Genomic DNA, 15,349 nt, shown 5'->3' on the forward strand with positions numbered 1-15,349 from the left:
CTGGACTGCCGTCGGAGGGGGAGCGTCGTCGTCACCCCTGCTGCTTGCCCGTTCGGCGCAGGGCCCCGGGCCACCGGTCCAGGCGGCCCCAGCGGCGCCCGCTCCAGCGAGTCGCGAGCGACTGCCGCCGCTCGGCGAAGGCCCAGCCGACCCGCGCGGCCGACCGAGGTGCGAGCGTGGCCCGCAGCCGGGCCCGTCGGCCGACCGAGGCCCGCAGTCCCGCCCGGAAGCGACGGACCTCGTCGCCGAGACCCGCTATCGGCACGGGTTCCGGCGCATAGAGCACCTGCTCCACCGCCGCGGCGACCCGATGCACCGCGCCGGCCGTCTCCGGATCGAGCTGCCCGATCCGGACGATGCGTGCGGCCGCCTTGCGGGGAGTCTGCGCGTCGTCCGGCACGATGCCGTGATCCCAGGCCGTATCGGTGATCTCCAGCCAGGCCGCCAGCGTTCTGGCGGTGGTGTCGGCCGCTGTCCGGCCGCCCGAACCGAGCCGGGCAGCCCGCACCCGGGTGCGCCAGAGCAACGGCAGGAACGGCAGTACGAGCAGGGCCGCCACCCCGGCGACCGCCCCGAGGATCGTGCCGACCGGTGGACCGTCGTCCCCGCCGCCGGCCGCGGCCAGCGGGTCGTCAGCGCCGCACTCGTTGAGCTTCTTCATCTCCGCGGTGCAGCTCTGCGACGCGGACGTCGAAGGCTCGGCGGACGGCTCGGCGGGGTCCGACGCTTCCGGCTCGGCGGGGTCGCTCGGGGCATCGGAGGGCGTGTCGCTCACCGTGTAGTCCGGGACGGAGCCACGGGTCGGGGTGGGCTCGAAGCGGGTCCAGCCGACGCCCTCGAAGTACAGCTCGGGCCAGGCGTGGGCGTCCCGCAGGCCGACCGACATCCTGCCGTCGCTCTCGGGGGCGCCGGGAGTGAAACCCACCGCCACTCGGGCCGGTATGCCGAGAGTCCGGGCCATAGCCGCCATCGAGAACGAGAAGTGGACGCAGAAGCCCTCCTTCTGCTTGAGGAAACGGCTGATCGCCGCCGACCCACTGCCCGCGTTGACCTCGGTGTCGTAGGTGAACCCGCCCTCCGAGGCGAACCAGTCCTGGATCTTCACCGCGCGCTCGTAGTCGTTCGAGGCGCCTCGGGTCACCCGGCGGGCCGCGTCGTGCACGTCCTGCGGCAGCGAGTCGGGGACCTTCGTGAACTCGTCCGCGATCTCGCCGCGCGCCTCCGGAGCCGCGGCCAGCTGCTCGGGCTTCGGGCGTACCTGAGAACTCTCGACCGAATAGTCCTTGCCCCGCGTCGTCTGGCCGTCGTCGCCGACCAGGGTTCTGCCCACCGGCTCGAAGCGCCAACGGCCGTCGATGGCCACCCGGTTCGCCGGATACGGCATCGGGAGCCAGTCCTGGGCGTACCAGTCGGCTGCCGAGATGTTGGTACGGACGGTGTCCGTGGTGACGCCCTGATCGAGGCCGGGAGGCGTCGGGAACGAGGTGGGAACGTCGTAGATCCGGCGCTCCGACGGCTTCCAGGAGTCGCCGTCGAACTGGTCGAGCGCGACGATCCGCAGATAGAGGTCCTGCGTGTCCTCGGAGTCCGTGCGGTAGGTGAGGACCTCGCGGTCCTCCGGCTGATTGAGGCTGTTCTGCAGGGACACCAAGGGGTTGACGGCGGAGATGGTGCCGCCGCCCGATCCCGAACCGCCGGCCTTCCCCGCGCCGTCCAGGATCCCGCCCTCCATCGCGGGCAGTGCGGCCGGCACCACCAGAGCGATGCCGAGAGCCAGGACCCCGATCCGCCGGCCCGCGCGGATCGGTGCGACCGCACCGCCCGTGTCCAGGCCCGCGGCCACTGGTGCCGAGGACCGCGAACCGCCACCGAAGACCCGGCCCCACTGAGAGAGCCGGTCGCGGCCCTCCGCGAGGAGGAGCAGCAGAAACCCGGAGGCAGCGAGGAGGAACCACAGCCAGCCATGGCCGCCGTCGCCGAGGCCTGCCGCCACCGAGTACAGCGCGAGCAGCGGCAGTCCCGCCGGTGCCGCACTCCGGAACGTCACCGCCAGGGCGTCCACCAGGAGCCCGATGATCAGTACTCCGCCGATCAGCATCAACTTGATGCCGTCGGACAGCGGTGCCGGGATCGAGTACTGGCCGACGTCGTCACCGCCCGCCTCCAGGAGCAGTCCGAAGCGCTCGAACACCTCCGGGCTGGGCAGAACCCCGCCGATCGCGGCATCCTGCGCGAAGGCCGCGGTGAGGATCAGCAGGCTGATCGCCGCCTGGATGGCGACGGTCAACGGCCTGGCCAGGGGTATCCGACGAGTGACCGCGCCCACCGCGGACTGGATGCAGAGGAAGAGGGCCGCCTGCACCATCCACGACTTCGTGTCCACCAGCGGCAGCAGCGCACAGGACGCCAGCAGGGTCGCCGCCGTGGCGCACAGCGCCAGGCGCGTGCTTCCGCTCATGACCAACCCCCCGTGGTGCTGCCCGCGAACGGCCCGGCCGCGGAACTCTGCCGGTCCGCGTGCCGCCACAGGTCGATCAGTGCAACGCCCGGCGGTACGCCGAGCGCGGTCCAGCCCGCCTCGCGGAGCATCCGCAACCGCTCCTCGGTCTGCGGCGAGGGAGCATCGCTCCTGCCCGCCGCCCAGGCCGCGGTGTCCAGGACGAACGCCACGGCAGCGCCGGTGCGTTGCCGCATCCTGGCGACCACGGCCGCCTGCTCCTCGCTGAGGTCACCGAGGAAGGCGATGAGCAGTCCCTCGCTGCCGCCTCTGAGCACGTCGTACGCGCGCGACAGACCCCCGTCGTCCGAGTGGTCGATCACGGCGAGGGTGTCCATCATCAGACCCGCCGCGTCCGCCGATTCCTGGCTCGCGCCCGCGAATCCGTCGGAGCCGTCACCCGGCACCGAACTGCCGGTGTCGGTGAGCAGCCGGACCGTGTACCCCCGCTCCAACATGTGCACCAGGGCCGATGCGCAAGCGGACACGGCCCATTCGAAGCCGGAGTCCGGCCCCGCTCCGTCGTGCGCGACCAGGCGGGTGTCGAGCAGCACCGTGCAGCGGGCACGCTGCGGCTGCTCCTCGCGGCGCACCATCAACTCGCCGTAGCGCGCGGTGGAGCGCCAGTGCACGCGGCGCAGATCGTCGCCGTACCGGTAGCCGCGCGGAATGACGTCGTCCTCGCCGGCCAGGGCGAGGGAACGCTGCCGCCCGTCCCCGTACCCGAGGGACTCGCCGGTGAGTCTGATCGCGGGCAGCGCGCTGACCCGCGGGATGACCGTCAGGGTGTCGTACGCGCTGAACGAGCGGGTCAGCTCGCACATGCCGAACGGGTCGGTGAGCCGCAGCTGCAGCGGACCGAGCGGATAGCGGCCGCGCAGGTCCGACCGCACCCGGTAGGACACCTCGCGGCGTCCACCCGCCTCGACCCGGTCGAGCACGAACCGCGGCCGTGGCCCCAGCACGTACGGCACCCGGTCCTGGAGCATCAGCAGGCCGGTGGACAGCCGTGAGACGTTCTCGATCCGCAGATGGACGCGGGACTCCGAACCGGCCGGGACCCGGCCGGGCGAGAGCCGGCGCGAGCCCGAGACCCGGTAGCGCGTGCGGTAGAGCACCAGGGCGCAGACCAGCGGCAGTACGGCGAGCAGCAGCCCGACGCGCAGCAGATCGCTCTGGCCGAGGACGTACGCACACACGGCCGCCGCGAGCCCGGCCGCCAGGAACGAGCGTCCGCGCGTGGTGAGGCCCGCGAGGGCGGTCCGCAGGCTGCCCTTGGGACGGTCCTCCTCGGGCTCGCCGCTCCCCGTCTCGAAGCCCGGCCCCCCGGCCGACATCACAGCCTCCGCGCGCCGGGCGGCTGGTGCGGGTATGCCGGAGTGCCGTGGATGCCGCCCGGCTGTCCGAAGCCTCCCGCCGGCCGGTGCGCCGCGGGCACCGGGATGCGCTGCAGGATCTCGAGCACGACCTGCTCGGCGGTACGGCGGTTGAGCTGGGCCTGAGCCGTCGGCAGCAACCGGTGCGCGAGGACCGGGGCCGCGAGTGCCTGGACGTCGTCCGGCAGCGCGTAGTCCCGGCCGTCCAGCGCGGCCGTCGCCTTGGCCGCCCGGAGCAGATGCAGCGTCGCCCTGGGGGAGGCGCCGAGTCTGAGATCCGGGTGGTGCCGGGTCGCGGCGACCAGCTCCACCGCGTACCTGCGGACCGGCTCGGCGACGTGGACCGTGCGGACCGCCTCGACGAGCTTGACGATGTCGTGGGCGTGCGCCACCGGCTGGAGATCGTCGAGCGGAGAGACACCGCCGTGCACGTCGAGCATCTGCAGCTCGGCCTCGGGACTCGGATACCCGATGGAGACCCGGGCCATGAAACGGTCGCGCTGGGCTTCGGGAAGCGGGTAGGTGCCCTCCATCTCGACCGGGTTCTGCGTCGCCACCACCATGAAGGGGCTGGGCAGTTCGTAGCTGCGGCCGTCGATGGTGACCTGGCGCTCCTCCATGGACTCCAGGAGCGCGGACTGGGTCTTCGGCGAGGCGCGGTTGATCTCGTCGCCGATCACGATCTGGGCGAAGATCGCGCCCGGTTTGAACTCGAACTCCTTCTGCTGCTGGTCGTAGATGGACACACCGGTGATGTCCGACGGCAGCAGGTCGGGAGTGAACTGGATACGGCGCACCGAGCAGTCGATGGACCGCGCGAGCGCCTTTGCCAGCATGGTCTTGCCGACACCCGGCACATCCTCGATGAGCAGATGGCCCTCGGCGAGGAGCACCGTCAGCGAAAGCCGTACGACCTCCGGCTTGCCCTCGATCACACCCTCCACCGACCTGCGCACTTGCTGCGCGGTGGTGGTCAGGTCAGTGAGGCTCGCTCGATCTTCATAGGTCGTCACCCGGCCCTCCTCGGCCCTTCTCCCCAAGCTCACAAGGAGCTGGGGACACCCCTGGTTCGGGCCGTGTCACCATGCGACCGGCCCACCCCGAATTACGGACGTCGGTTCCGGATCGTTCCGGGAGAACCGAAGTCACACCCGCATTCTTGTTGCCGTTACCGCTTCGTGTCACTCGCCTGTGGATAACTGGCGGCGCTATGTCACATCTTGAGACTTTTTCCCGTTTCAGGTGGGTGCTGAGCTCGCCCTATGCGGGGTCGATCTCGCGCAGGGCGCCCTGCTTCACGTCGAACACGAAGCCGCGCACATCGTCGCGATGCGGCAGGAACGGCGAGGTCCGTGCCCGCTCCATCGACTGCCGTACGTCCTGGTCGACGTCTCGGAACGCCTCCACGGCCCAGGCGGGCCGCTGGCCGACCTCGACCTCGAGCTCGTGCCGGAACTCCTCGGTCAGGCTCTCCAGACCGCAGTTCGTGTGGTGCACCAGCATGATGCTGCGCGTGCCGAGGGCGCGCTGGCTGATGGTGAGCGACCGGATCACGTCGTCGGTGACCACGCCTCCCGCGTTCCGGATCGTGTGCGAGTCGCCGAGCTCGAGGCCCAGTGCGGCGTGCAGGTCGAGGCGTGCGTCCATGCAGGCCACGACGGCGACCTTGAGGACTGGACGCGCATCCATGCCCGGATCCCGGAACCCGGCTGCGTACCTGGCGTTCGCCTCGACGAGGCGGTCCGTGACTGTGCCACCACCGGGCGGGGTGCCGGAGGGGTCGGAGTGCGGCGAAGTGGAGGTCGACATGCCATAGACCGTAGACCGCGCGGGCCGTCCCGGCCTGTGGTGAGGGGGGACAAAGAACGTCAATGTGCCTTGTTGTGAGGTACTCCACAGGGGGTGTCGGAGCTGCATCCGTCCGGGTGAACACGGGCTCGCGCGACGCGCGGTCGCCCTGTACGGCCGGAGATTGACCGCGGGACAGCGTGGACTAAAGTGACGCGAAGCGGGAGCCGAGGCGGCTCCTGCTGGGTGTTTTCCCGGAGATTCCCCTGAATTTCCCCCGCGTGCGCGGCGCGTACGTACGGCTCGGCCTCCACCCGCTCCAGGTCGGCTGACGTCCCTTCCCCGGCGCCGGCAGACCATCCCCTTCGAGCGGGCGGGGACCCGGCGGTGCGTACCGCCGTACCGGACCTGAGAGGGTGCAATGCAAGGGCGCGAAGCGCTTCCGTCGCAGGACGACGGAGAGCGGCGGGAGGAAGAGGCCCGGCACGTTCCGGTGATGCTGCGGCGGTGTCTGGATCTGCTCGCCCCGGCCCTCGACAAGCCCGGAGCTGTGGTCGTCGACTGCACCCTCGGACTCGGCGGACACAGTGAGGCCCTGCTCCGGACCCACCCCGAGGTGCGTCTGATCGGCCTCGACCGGGACACCGATGCGCTCCGTCTGGCGGGCGAGCGACTCGCCACCTTCGGCGACCGCGCCACCCTGGTCCACGCCGTCTACGACGAACTCCCCGACGTACTCGACAGGCTGGGCATCGACGGCGTCCAAGGCGTCCTCTTCGACCTCGGCGTCTCCTCGATGCAACTCGACGAGGCCGACCGGGGGTTCGCCTACGCCCAGGACGCCCCCCTCGACATGCGCATGGACCAGACGACCGGCGCGAGCGCGGCGGAGGTCCTCAATACCTACGCGCCCGGCGAGTTGGTCCGGATCCTGCGGACGTACGGCGAGGAGAAGCAGGCCAAGCGCATCGTGTCGGCCGTCGTGCGGGAGCGCGCGAAGGAACCGTTCACCAACAGTGCCCGGCTCGTCGAGCTGATTCGCGACGCACTGCCGCAGGCCGCGAAGCGCACCGGAGGCAATCCGGCCAAGCGCACCTTCCAGGCACTGCGGATCGAGGTCAACGGCGAACTGGCGGTGCTGGAACGGGCGGTGCCCGCCGCCGTCGCCTCCCTCGCGGTCGGCGGACGGATCGCCGTCCTGTCGTATCAGTCCCTCGAGGACCGGCTCGTCAAGCAGGTGCTCGTCGCCGGAGCGGCCAACACGGCGCCGCACGGCCTCCCGGTCGTCCCCGAGCGCTATCAGCCGCGCCTCAAGCTGCTCACCCGCGGCGCCGAACTGCCCACCGAGGACGAGGTCGCGGAGAACCGCAGGGCCGCACCCGCGAGGCTCCGTGGAGCGCAGCGGATCCGGGAGGACGTCGCGTGAACCGTGCGTCGCAGCCACCGGGCGGGACGGCTCGGGCGAGGGGCCTCCTGGTCCGGCCGGCGGTGGGCGACGCGGGCCGTTCGCGCCTCGCCCGGCTGCTCCCCGTGGGCGGCACGCCGGCCGCCCGTACCCCGTTCGTGCTCCTGGTGGTGCTGCTGCTCGGCGGTGGCCTGATCGTGCTGCTGCTGCTCAACTCGTCGTTGAACGAAGGGTCGTTCAAGCTCAGTGCGCTCAAGCGCGAGACCACCGAACTCACCGACGAACAGCAGCACCTGCAGCGTGAGGTGGATGCCTACTCGGCTCCGGACGCGCTGGAACGCCGGGCCCGAGAGCTCGGTATGGTCCCCGGCGGCAACCCGGCCTTCCTCGCGCCGGACGGCATGATCCGCGGCAAACCGGGCGAGCCCGCGAAGCCCGCCGTCGTACGCAAACCGGTCCCCGCGAAGCCCCCGGCCGCGTCCCCGAAGCCCGCCGCTTCCGGCAACCCGGCCGCGTCCCCGAAGCCGACGGCCCCGGCGACCACCCCACCGGCCGCGGGCGCCCGCAGCGCCCCCGCCCCGAAGCCGTCCGCCACCGCGCCGCCCCCGGCGACGCCGGTGCCCACCCCCACGACCGCCGGCAGGTGAGGACGTGACCGACAGGCAACCACCGCGGCGACGGGTTCCAGGGCCTTCGAAGCCACAGCGGCCCAGGCCGGGCGGCGGCGGCCCCGGCCGCCCCGCGGCGCGACGGCCCCGGCCCGTACCGCGGCCCCGTACCCGCACGATCCGCCTCGGCAGCCCACGTCCGCGACTGCGCCTTGTCAGCCTGGCGCTCACCCTGGTGATGCTGGTCTTCGTCGGACGACTCCTCCAGGTGCAGGCCGTCGACGCCGGGGCCTACGCGACCAAGGCGGAGAAGAACCGCGTCATCCGCACCACCCTCGCGGCCGAGCGGGGCGGCATCACCGACCGCAACGGCTCCGAACTCGCCATCAGCGTCGACGCGTACGACATCACCGCCGACCCCTCGCTCTTCACCCCCAAGCACACCAAGGTCAAGGACGGACCCGACCAGGCGGCCGCGCTGCTCGCCCCGATCCTCGGCGCGGACGTCGCCACCTTGGCCAAGAAACTCAAGAAGTCGGACAGCCGGTACGCGCTCCTTGCCCGCCGCCAGACCCCCCAGGTCTGGAAGCAGATCAAGGACCTCAAGGCCACCCTGGCGGAGAAGGCGCAGACGTCCGGCGCCGGCAGCGTCCTCGCCGGCGTCTTCCAGGAGCCGAGCAGCAAGCGCCTCTATCCGAACGGCGCGCTCGGCGCCGGAATACTGGGCTGGGTCAACGCCGAGGGCAAGGGCGGCGGCGGCATCGAGGCGATGCTGAACGATCAACTGGCGGGCCAGGACGGCAAGATCACCTACGCCCAGTCCGGCGGCCGCCGGGTGCCCACCGCCGGCGGGAACGAGAAGCCCGCGGTGCCCGGCTCCGACATCGAGCTGACCATCGACCGCGACATCCAGTGGACCGCGCAGAAGGCCATCGAGGCGCAGGTCCGCAAGTCGAAGGCCGACCGCGGCTACGTCGTCGTCCAGGACACCAAGACCGGCGAGATCCTGAGCCTCGCCAACGCACCGGGCTTCGACCCCAACGATCTCGGCAAGGCCGACCCCTCGCACCTGGGCAACGCCGCCCTGCACGACGCGTTCGAGCCCGGCTCCACCACCAAGCTCGCCTCCATGGCCGCCGTACTCGAGGAGAACGCGGCCACCCCCAACACCCATGTGACGGTGCCCAACCGCCTGCACCGCGGCGACCGTCTCTTCAAGGACGACATCGACCACCCCACCTGGTACCTGACCCTCACCGGCGTACTGGCGAAGTCGAGCAACATCGGCACCATCCTCGCCACCCAGCAGCTCGGCAAGACCCAGGCGGAGGCGAACCGGGTCCTCCACTCGTACCTGGGGAAGTTCGGCATCGGCCGCCCGACCGGCCTCGGCTTCCCCGGCGAGACCGCGGGCATCCTGCACAAGCCGGACGACTGGTCGACGTCCACGCAGTACACCGTTCCCTTCGGACAGGGCTTCTCGCTGAACGCCGTCCAGGCCGTCTCGCTGTACTCGACCATCGCCAACGGCGGCGTACGGGTGGAGCCGAGCCTGGTCCGCGGCAGCAAGGGCGCCGACGGCAAGTTCGCACCGTCCGAGAAGCCGAAGAAGAGCCGCGTGGTCAGCGAGAAGACGTCCGAGACGCTCTCGAAGATGCTGCAGGCCGTCGTGGACGACGAGGGCGGCACCGGCCAGAAGGCGGAGATCGACGGCTACCGGGTCGCGGGCAAGACCGGAACAGCCAACCGAGTGGACCCGGAGACCGGCCGCTACAAGGGCTACACCTCGTCCTTCGCCGGCTTCGCACCCGCCGACAAACCGCGGATCGCCGTCTACTGCGCCGTGCAGAACCCGACCAAGGGGGACTACTTCGGCGGTCAGCTGTGTGCGCCGATCTACAAGCAGGTCATGGAATTCGCCCTGAAAACCCTCCAGGTCGCCCCGACCGGCGCCAAGGCCCCGGGCCTGCCGGTGACCTTCGACAAAGCAGACTGAACGGGTATCTCTGTGACTACGCTTCCCCCCGATGCGGCAAAGTCGCGCGGCTCCGCCGCCGGCACTGCGCCGGAGCCCACCTCATTTAGGACCGCGCCGGGTGCGCCGGGTACGCTCACCGCCGTGCCACAAGCTGATCAGTCCCCAACCACTCAGAAGGACGCTCCCGTGACCTATCCGGGACCGCCCCGGCCCGAGCGGGTCACGGCCAGCACCTTCAAGGCCCTCGCCGAGCAACTGGGGGTCGACACGACCGGTGAGGCGGCGGTCACGGGCATCACCCACGACTCGCGCGCCGTCCGCCCGGGCGACATCTACGCGGCCCTGCCCGGCGCCCGCTTCCACGGCGCCGACTTCGCCGCGCAGGCCGCCGACCTCGGCGCGGCCGGAATTCTCACCGACCCGGCGGGCTGGGACCGCGCGGCCGCCACCGCACTCCCGGTCCTCGTCGTGGGCGATCCCCGCGGACGCATGGGCGAGATCGCGGCCACGGTCTACGGGGACCCCGGACACGATCTGCTCCAACTGGGCATCACCGGCACCTCGGGCAAGACCACGACGGCGTACCTCGTCGAGGGCGGTCTGCAGGCGGCCGGTCACCGCACCGGACTCATCGGCACCGTCGAGATGCGCATCGGCGACGAGCGCATCAAGTCGGAGCGCACCACCCCCGAAGCCACCGATCTGCAGGCCCTGTTCGCGGTGATGCGCGAGCGCGGGGTCGAGTCGGTCGCCATGGAGGTCTCCAGCCACGCCCTGGTACTCGGACGGGTGGACGCCTGCGTCTTCGACGTCGCGGTGTTCAACAACCTGAGCCCCGAGCACATGGAATTCCACTCCGACATGGAGGACTACTTCCAGGCGAAGGCGCAGCTGTTCACCCCCAAGCGCGCCAAGCTCGGTGTGGTCAACTTCGACGACGAGTACGGTCGTCGGCTCGTGAAGGAAGCGACGATCCCCATCGTCACCTTCTCCGCCGAAGGGCACCCGGACGCCGACTGGTGGGCCGAGGACGTCGAAGTCGGCCCGATGGACAGCACGCTCACCGTGATCGGCCCCGACGGACAGCGGATCGCCGCCAAGTCCCCCCTGGCAGGCCCGTTCAACGTCGCCAACACCCTCGCCGCGATCGTCTCGCTCGCGGTCGCCGGTGTGGACCCGCAGACCGCTGCCGACGGGATCGCCGGCGTCGCGGGCGTCCCCGGGCGTCTGGAGAGGGTGGACGAGGGCCAGCCGTACCTCGCCGTCGTCGACTACGCGCACAAGACCGACGCTGTCGAGTCCGTACTGCGTGCGCTGCGCAAAGTCACCGAGGGCCGGGTGCACATCGTCCTCGGCTGCGGCGGCGACCGGGACATCTACAAGCGCGGGGCGATGGGGGCCGCGGCCGCGCGGCTCGCCGACACCGCCGTACTCACCTCGGACAACCCGCGGTCCGAGGACCCGCTGGCCATCCTCGCCACCATGCTCGCGGGGGCCGCCGAGGTCCCCATCCACGAGCGCGGTGACGTCCAGGTCTTCGAGGACCGGTCCGCCGCCATCGCCTCGGCCGTGTTCCGCGCTCGTCCCGGCGACACCGTTCTGGTCGCCGGCAAGGGCCATGAACAGGGCCAGGACATCAACGGAGTGGTACGCCCCTTCGACGACCGCGTGGTGCTGCGCGAGGCCATCCGCCACCGCGCCGCCGCCCAGAGCAACCAGGGATGAAGCAGTGATCGCCCTCTCCCTCGCCGAGATCGTCTCCGTCGTCGGCGGGCAGCCGCACGACATACCGGATATCCGGCGCCAGGTCACCGGGCCCGTGGTCATCGACTCCCGACAGGTCGAACAGGGCGGCCTGTTCGCCGCGTTCGCCGGCGAGCACGTCGACGGCCACGACTTCGCCGAACGCGCCGTCGCCGCCGGGGCCGAGGCGATCCTCGCCACCCGTCCGCTCGGAGTTCCCGCGATCGTGGTCGACGACGTCGAGGTGGCGCTCGGCGCGCTCGCCCGCGCCGTCGTCGCGCGCCTGGGCACCACCCTGGTCGCCCTCACCGGCTCGGCCGGCAAGACCTCCACCAAGGACCTGATCGCCCAGCTCCTCGAGCGCAAGGGCCCCACGGTGTGGACGCCCGGCTCGCTCAACAACGAGATCGGCCTGCCGCTCACCGCCCTGCGCGCCACCGAGGAAACCCGGCACCTGGTCCTCGAGATGGGCGCCCGCGGCATCGGTCACATCCGCTACCTCACCGATCTGACCCCGCCGCGTATCGGCGTCGTCCTGAACGTCGGGACCGCCCACATCGGCGAGTTCGGCGGCCGCGAGCAGATCGCTCAGGCCAAGGGCGAACTGGTCGAGGCCCTGCCGTCCGCCGAGGACGGCGGCATCGCGGTGCTGAACGCCGACGATCCCCTGGTACGCGCGATGAGTTCGCGCACCGAGGCGCGGGTCACCCTCTTCGGCGAGGCCGCCGACGCCGATGTACGCGCCGACGACGTACGCCTCACCGAACAGGGACAGCCGGCCTTCACGCTCCGCACACCGACCGGGTGCAGTGCTGTGACCATGCGCCTGTACGGTGAGCACCACGTGCCGAACGCGCTCGCCGCGGCAGCCGTCGCCCATGAACTGGGCATGTCCGCGGACGAGATCGCCATCGCGCTGAGCGAGGCGGGCAACCTCTCCCGCTGGCGGATGGAGGTCACCGAGCGCGCGGACGGCGTGACGGTCGTCAACGACGCCTACAACGCGAACCCCGAGTCCATGCGAGCCGCACTGCGCGCGCTCGTGTCGATGGGCAAGCCGGCCGAGGGGGGACGCACCTGGGCGGTGCTCGGTCACATGGCCGAGCTCGGCGACGACGCGCTCGCCGAGCACGACGCCGTCGGACGGCTCGCCGTCCGGCTCAACGTGAGCAAGCTCGTCGCGGTCGGGGGCAGGGAAGCGTCCTGGCTGCAGCTGGGCGCATACAACGAGGGTTCGTGGGGTGAGGAGTCGGTGCACGTGTCCGACGCACAGGCGGCTGTCGATCTGTTGCGCAGCGAGCTGCGCCCGGGAGACGTCGTACTCGTGAAGGCATCCAGGTCGGTGGGCCTCGAGCGGGTGGCACTCGCCCTGCTCGACACCGCTTCCGTAGAGGGGCAGGTCACCGGCCGATGAGGCAGATCCTGTTCGCGGGAGTGATCGGGCTCTTCCTGACCCTGATCGGAACCCCGCTCCTGATCAAGCTCCTCGCCAAGAAGGGCTACGGCCAGTACATCCGGGACGACGGCCCGCGCGAGCACGCAGCCAAGCGCGGTACGCCGACCATGGGGGGTATCGCCTTCATCCTGGCGACGATCATCGCGTACTTCGCCGCCAAGCTGATCACCGGTGCACCGACCACCTTCTCCGGTCTCCTGGTGCTCTTCCTGATGACCGGCATGGGCCTGGTCGGCTTCCTCGACGACTACATCAAGATCGTCAAACGGCGTTCGCTCGGTCTGCGCGCCAAGGCGAAGATGGCCGGACAGCTGATCGTCGGCATCACCTTCGCCGTGCTGGCCCTGCAGTTCGCGGACAACCGGGGCAACACCCCCGCGTCCACGAAACTCTCCTTCGTGACGGACTTCGGCTGGACGATCGGCCCGGTGCTCTTCGTCATCTGGGCGCTGTTCATGATCCTCGCGATGTCGAACGGCGTGAACCTCACCGACGGCCTGGACGGACTCGCCACCGGTGCCTCGGTGATGGTCTTCGGTGCCTATACCTTCATCGGCGTCTGGCAGTTCCAGGAGTCCTGCGCCAACGCCGAGTCACTCACCAACCCGGCGGCCTGCTTCGAAGTACGAGATCCACTCGACCTCGCCATCGTCGCCTCGGCCCTGATGGGCGCCTGCTTCGGCTTCCTGTGGTGGAACACCTCGCCGGCCAAGATCTTCATGGGCGACACCGGCTCGCTGGCCCTCGGCGGCGCGCTGGCCGGCCTGGCCATCTGTTCCCGCACGGAGCTGCTGCTCGCCCTGCTCGGCGGCCTGTTCGTCCTCATCACGATGTCCGTCGTCATCCAGGTCGGCTCCTTCCGGCTCACCGGGAAACGCGTCTTCCGCATGGCCCCGCTGCAGCATCACTTCGAACTCAAGGGCTGGTCCGAAGTCCTGGTCGTGGTCCGCTTCTGGATCATCCAGGGCATGTGTGTGATCGTCGGACTCGGTGTCTTCTACGCAGGGTGGGCGGCCACCAAGTGAGCAACTGGCAGGGCAAGCGCGTCATCGTCGCCGGACTCGGCGTCTCCGGTATCCCGGCGGCCCGCGTACTGCACGCCCGCGGCGCCCGGGTCACCGTCGTCAACGACGGCGACGACGAACGCTCCCGCGCCCAGGCCGCCGAGCTGGAGGCCGAGGGGATCACGGTCCGCCTCGGTGACGGCGCGACCCTGCCCGAGGGCACCGAGCTGATCGTCACCACGCCCGGCTGGCAGCCCGACAAGCCGCTGTTCACCGCGGCCGAGCGGGCCGGCGTGGAGGTCTGGGGCGACGTGGAGCTGGCCTGGCGGCTGCGCACCCCGGACAGCGCCCCGTGGCTCGCCGTCACCGGCACCAACGGCAAGACCACGACCGTGCGGATGCTCGCCTCCATCCTGACGGCGGCGGGCCTGCGCACCGCGGCCGTCGGCAACATCGGCGTCTCGCTGCTCGACACGGTGCTCGGCGAGGAGACCTACGACGTACTCGCCGTCGAACTCTCCAGCTACCAACTGCACTGGTCGCCCTCGCTGCGCGCCCACTCGGCAGCGGTCCTGAACCTCGCCCCCGACCACCTCGACTGGCACGGCTCGATGGAGGCCTACGCGGCCGACAAGGGCCGCATCTACGAGGGCAACCAGGTCGCCTGCGTGTACAACGCCGACGCCACCGACGAGCCCTCCACCGAGCAACTGGTGCGCGACGCCGACGTCGAGGACGGCTGCCGCGCGATCGGCTTCACGCTCGGCACACCCGGCCCGTCCCAACTCGGGGTCGTGGAAGGCCTCCTGGTGGACCGTGCCTTCGTGCCCGACCGGCAGAAACAGGCACAGGAGCTCGCCGAGGTCTCGGACGTACGCCCGCCGGCCCCGCACAACATCGCCAACGCCCTCGCGGCCGCCGCCCTCGCCCGCGCCTTCGGCGTCGAACCGGCCGCCGTACGCGACGGACTGCGGTCGTTCCACCCAGACCCGCACCGCATCGAGCAGGTCCGCGAGGTGGCCGGTGTCACGTACATCGACGACTCCAAGGCCACCAATCCGCACGCCGCGGAGGCCTCCCTCGCCGCCTACGGATCGATCGTGTGGATCGCCGGCGGTCTCGCCAAGGGCGCCTCGTTCGACGAGTTGGTGCGCAGCGCGACCGGCCGGCTCCGGGGCGTCGTGCTCATCGGCAAGGAGCGCCACCTCATCCGCGAAGCCCTCGGGCGACACGCCCCCGAGGTCCCGGTGGTGGACCTGGAGCAGACCGACACTGGGGCGATGTCCGCCGCCGTCCGGGAGGCGGCACGGCTCGCAGTTCCTGGCGACACCGTGCTGATGGCCCCGGCCTGTGCGTCGATGGACATGTTCGTCAACTACAACAAGCGCGGCGAGGCCTTCGCGGACGCGGTGCACGCGCTCGCTGCCGAGGACGCCGGGTCCGCCGGAGCCGGCAGCGCCTGACAGGGCACGCGAGCCCTCTGTGGCGGGCCCG

General features: G+C 71.0%; 11 protein-coding genes. 7 read left to right on the forward strand and 4 right to left on the reverse strand.

The features are described 5' to 3' along the window. Positions 1 to 31: 31 nt before the first annotated feature. The 4 genes from DSC45_RS10310 to DSC45_RS10325 form a co-directional block, all read right to left on the reverse strand. The gene (locus DSC45_RS10310) at positions 32 to 2,458 is read right to left on the reverse strand and encodes a transglutaminase TgpA family protein (protein ID WP_119289919.1); all 2,427 of its coding nucleotides are present in this window, start codon (positions 2,456 to 2,458) and stop codon (positions 32 to 34) included. Next, entirely contained in the window at positions 2,455 to 3,834 is a 1,380-nt protein-coding gene (locus tag DSC45_RS10315; RefSeq protein WP_119289368.1) for a DUF58 domain-containing protein, read from the reverse strand. Before DSC45_RS10315 ends, DSC45_RS10310 begins: the two co-directional genes overlap by 4 nt. After that, the gene (locus DSC45_RS10320) at positions 3,834 to 4,886 is read right to left on the reverse strand and encodes an AAA family ATPase (RefSeq protein WP_119289370.1); all 1,053 of its coding nucleotides are present in this window, start codon (positions 4,884 to 4,886) and stop codon (positions 3,834 to 3,836) included. The genes DSC45_RS10315 and DSC45_RS10320 overlap by 1 nt, the downstream gene beginning before the upstream one ends. 247 nt (positions 4,887 to 5,133) lie before the next feature. After that, positions 5,134 to 5,682: a beta-class carbonic anhydrase gene (locus DSC45_RS10325; RefSeq protein ID WP_162929182.1), complete on the reverse strand. Its 549-nt coding sequence runs from the start codon at positions 5,680 to 5,682 to the stop codon at positions 5,134 to 5,136. Between the two features lie 400 nt (positions 5,683 to 6,082). On the opposite strand from DSC45_RS10325, the gene rsmH reads away from it, so the two are divergent. The 7 genes from rsmH to murD all read left to right on the forward strand — a co-directional run bounded on the left by rsmH (position 6,083) and on the right by murD (position 15,318). Further along, entirely contained in the window at positions 6,083 to 7,087 is a 1,005-nt protein-coding gene (gene rsmH, locus DSC45_RS10330) for a 16S rRNA (cytosine(1402)-N(4))-methyltransferase RsmH (protein WP_119289374.1), read from the forward strand. A gap of 47 nt (positions 7,088 to 7,134) precedes the next feature. Continuing rightward, positions 7,135 to 7,713 (forward strand): cell division protein FtsL, encoded by a 579-nt coding sequence (locus DSC45_RS10335; protein ID WP_119289921.1) that lies wholly within the window; start codon positions 7,135 to 7,137, stop codon positions 7,711 to 7,713. Positions 7,714 to 7,717: 4 nt separating this feature from the next. After that, the gene (locus DSC45_RS10340) at positions 7,718 to 9,670 is read left to right on the forward strand and encodes a peptidoglycan D,D-transpeptidase FtsI family protein (RefSeq protein ID WP_119289376.1); all 1,953 of its coding nucleotides are present in this window, start codon (positions 7,718 to 7,720) and stop codon (positions 9,668 to 9,670) included. A gap of 123 nt (positions 9,671 to 9,793) precedes the next feature. Beyond that, the gene (locus DSC45_RS10345) at positions 9,794 to 11,377 is read left to right on the forward strand and encodes a UDP-N-acetylmuramoyl-L-alanyl-D-glutamate--2,6-diaminopimelate ligase (protein WP_240434570.1); all 1,584 of its coding nucleotides are present in this window, start codon (positions 9,794 to 9,796) and stop codon (positions 11,375 to 11,377) included. A gap of 4 nt (positions 11,378 to 11,381) precedes the next feature. After that, positions 11,382 to 12,809: a UDP-N-acetylmuramoyl-tripeptide--D-alanyl-D-alanine ligase gene (gene murF, locus DSC45_RS10350; RefSeq protein ID WP_119289379.1), complete on the forward strand. Its 1,428-nt coding sequence runs from the start codon at positions 11,382 to 11,384 to the stop codon at positions 12,807 to 12,809. Next, complete coding sequence (mraY, locus tag DSC45_RS10355) at positions 12,806 to 13,876, forward strand: phospho-N-acetylmuramoyl-pentapeptide-transferase (protein ID WP_119289381.1); 1,071 nt, start codon at positions 12,806 to 12,808, stop codon at positions 13,874 to 13,876. The genes murF and mraY overlap by 4 nt, the downstream gene beginning before the upstream one ends. Further along, positions 13,873 to 15,318, forward strand: a complete 1,446-nt coding sequence (murD, locus tag DSC45_RS10360; RefSeq protein WP_119289383.1) for a UDP-N-acetylmuramoyl-L-alanine--D-glutamate ligase — start codon at positions 13,873 to 13,875, stop codon at positions 15,316 to 15,318. The genes mraY and murD overlap by 4 nt, the downstream gene beginning before the upstream one ends. The last annotated feature ends 31 nt before the right edge of the window (positions 15,319 to 15,349 follow it).

The sequence above is a fragment of the Streptomyces sp. YIM 130001 genome, from assembly GCF_003574445.1.
In the GTDB taxonomy this organism is placed as follows: Bacteria; Actinomycetota; Actinomycetes; order Streptomycetales; family Streptomycetaceae; genus Streptomyces.